The organism is Acidithiobacillus sp. TH-A36, assembly GCF_057473445.1.
This window is the reverse complement of the sequence record NZ_JBYCKP010000030.1, coordinates 1-2,088: the sequence shown is the minus strand read 5'-3', so window position 1 is coordinate 2,088 and position 2,088 is coordinate 1. Positions and strand designations below refer to the sequence as shown.

Genomic DNA, 2,088 nt, shown 5'->3' with positions numbered 1-2,088 from the left:
GTGCAAGACGATCAAATTGTGCCGGGTGTCGCAGATCAGATTTTGACAGGACGTTGGTTTACTCGGGAAAATGCCCTGGCAGAAGGATTGCCAACCCCTGTTCGCAAGATTCTCAGTCAGACTTCGTAACTTGCCCGAGAGACAGGTTCAGGTAAGATGGGCGGCGTCTCCTTAATATCCTGATGTTCTAGTGAGGAAGTTTCTTATGTCTCGAATGGTGCAATGCGTAAAACTGGGTCACGAAGCTGAAGGTCTGGATCGTCCCCCTTATCCTGGCCCACTGGGCGCGCGTATTTATCAGGAAGTTTCCAAGGAAGCCTGGCAGGGTTGGCTGAAGCATCAGACGATGTTGATTAATGAATATCGTCTTTCGCCGATAGATCCCAAGTCCAGAACTTTTCTGGAAAAACAGATGGAAGCCTACTTTTTTGGTGACGGCGCGCAGCAACCTGAAGGCTTTGTTCCGCCTTCTGCCTGAGCAGTTCAAAAAGAACCCGGAGGAAGTCGTTTCGACGGCCTCCCATATTTCCCATCATCTCCATAAGCTGTTTCTCCGGCGTCGTCGTTGAATGACGACAGGCGCGCATGGCGTCAGATCATCCATTTATTACAAAATCCTTTCCACCTGTCGCTAACAAGTGACGTATTACCATGCGTTCCTGGGTGGCGGCGATCGCTGCCAGGCTATGGAATAAACCAGAAACTTATTTTTATCTGACTGATAGTTAAGCATAAATAATTTTGCACTGGGAGTTTTCGTGCCCGGATTTTTATTGACTGGAGATGGGACGTTAAGGTTGATTCTGCCTGTTTCAGCGCCATGAATGTTTTTATATTTTATTTTCTTATTATAATCATTAAATTAAAAAGTTGGCACGCGTTATGCTAAGAGATTATCGCTGCTGAAACAGCGCCGCTACAAGCGGAAATCTGGAACCACCTTTTGAGGAGAGCTTATTTATGAAGAAAATTGTTGCCCTGACTGCTGCATTGTCTTTCTTGACTGCTACTGCTGCTTTTGCGACCACCGAAGTGCCTGCCAAGGCTCCTGAAAAGATGGTTGAGCACAAAGCGCCTGAGCACAAAATGGTGAAGAAGGCCGAGCACAAGAAAATTGAGCACAAGAAAATGGTGAAGAAGGCTGAAATGAAGAAGCCTGAAATGGCCAAGAAAGTGGAAGAAAAGAAGGCTGAACCGGCTGCGTAAGTAGCCTCAATCCGCGACCTGATGGCGCGGATCCCAGTCGTGTTGATAAACCCGGGGAATCTTCTCCGGGTTTTTTACGTTCGGTAAATCAAAAAATGGCAACTGCCGTTTGGATGAAATATCAAAATTGATATTGCAGGCTCATGTTCACGGAACGTCCTGGACCAGGCAGTGCTGTGCCATAAGTCATGGGGCGCTGGCCCAGATAAAGCCCTCCCAGTGGTTGTTCATAAAACTGGTTCAGGAGATTCGCGAGTTCCAGGCTGGCCTGCCAGTGGCCCTGCCGATATGCGGTGCGCAGATTCAATAAGCCATTGCCAGCTGTTTGCGGTTCATTACGCAGGGTGTCTACCTGGTTTTTTGCGGCAACCAGCTGTTCTTCGATGGTGTTGCGCCATGCTCCCCAGTTTTGATGCAGGGCAAGTCGCAAGTTTAAGGGCATCATGTGGTAGAGGGGCGTATGGCTGCTCAAGTTATCCCCGCGCACATAGGCGGCATTTGCCAACAGCGTAAATGTTCCATAACGCCGGGTTTTTGCCAGACGGGCAGAGCTATCCATATTGATACCCCATATTTCGGCGTTTTGATTGGCGAATTGCAAATAGACAAAACCGCTCTCCGCGTGCAGATTCGCCGCTGTACAGGCTCCTCCAAGGCCGGTCGGACAGCGGACCGCACCAATATAATTATGAATGTAGGTAAAGTAAGGCTGAACTTGCACGTGCCAGATTTGTGGGTCTGAGCCATGGAAATTGGCAGCCAGACTGACCGTGTTGGCTGTTTCGGGTTTCAGGTTGAGATTACCAATATAACCATTACCATCGTTGAACCAGCCGATCATATTCATGGCCATGGCATTGCTGGACCAGGGGTAGAGTTCGT

General features: G+C 48.8%; 3 protein-coding genes. 2 read left to right on the top strand and 1 reads right to left on the bottom strand.

Annotated features, from left to right (window positions below; genetic code table 11):
• Positions 1-205 precede the first annotated feature (205 nt).
• Together AC2VLY_RS00750 and AC2VLY_RS00745 are read left to right on the top strand one after the other, a co-directional pair.
• Complete coding sequence (locus AC2VLY_RS00750) at positions 206-478, top strand: oxidative damage protection protein (protein ID WP_010640613.1); 273 nt, start codon at positions 206-208, stop codon at positions 476-478.
• A 482-nt stretch (positions 479-960) separates the two neighbouring features.
• On the top strand, positions 961-1,206 hold the full coding sequence (locus tag AC2VLY_RS00745; RefSeq protein ID WP_193651208.1) for a hypothetical protein: 246 nt from the start codon (positions 961-963) through the stop codon (positions 1,204-1,206).
• A gap of 121 nt (positions 1,207-1,327) precedes the next feature.
• Here the strand turns inward: AC2VLY_RS00745 and AC2VLY_RS00740 are convergent.
• Positions 1,328-2,088, bottom strand: a 761-nt coding sequence (locus tag AC2VLY_RS00740; protein WP_486921597.1) for a TonB-dependent receptor domain-containing protein, incomplete at its 5' end; no start/stop codon positions are given.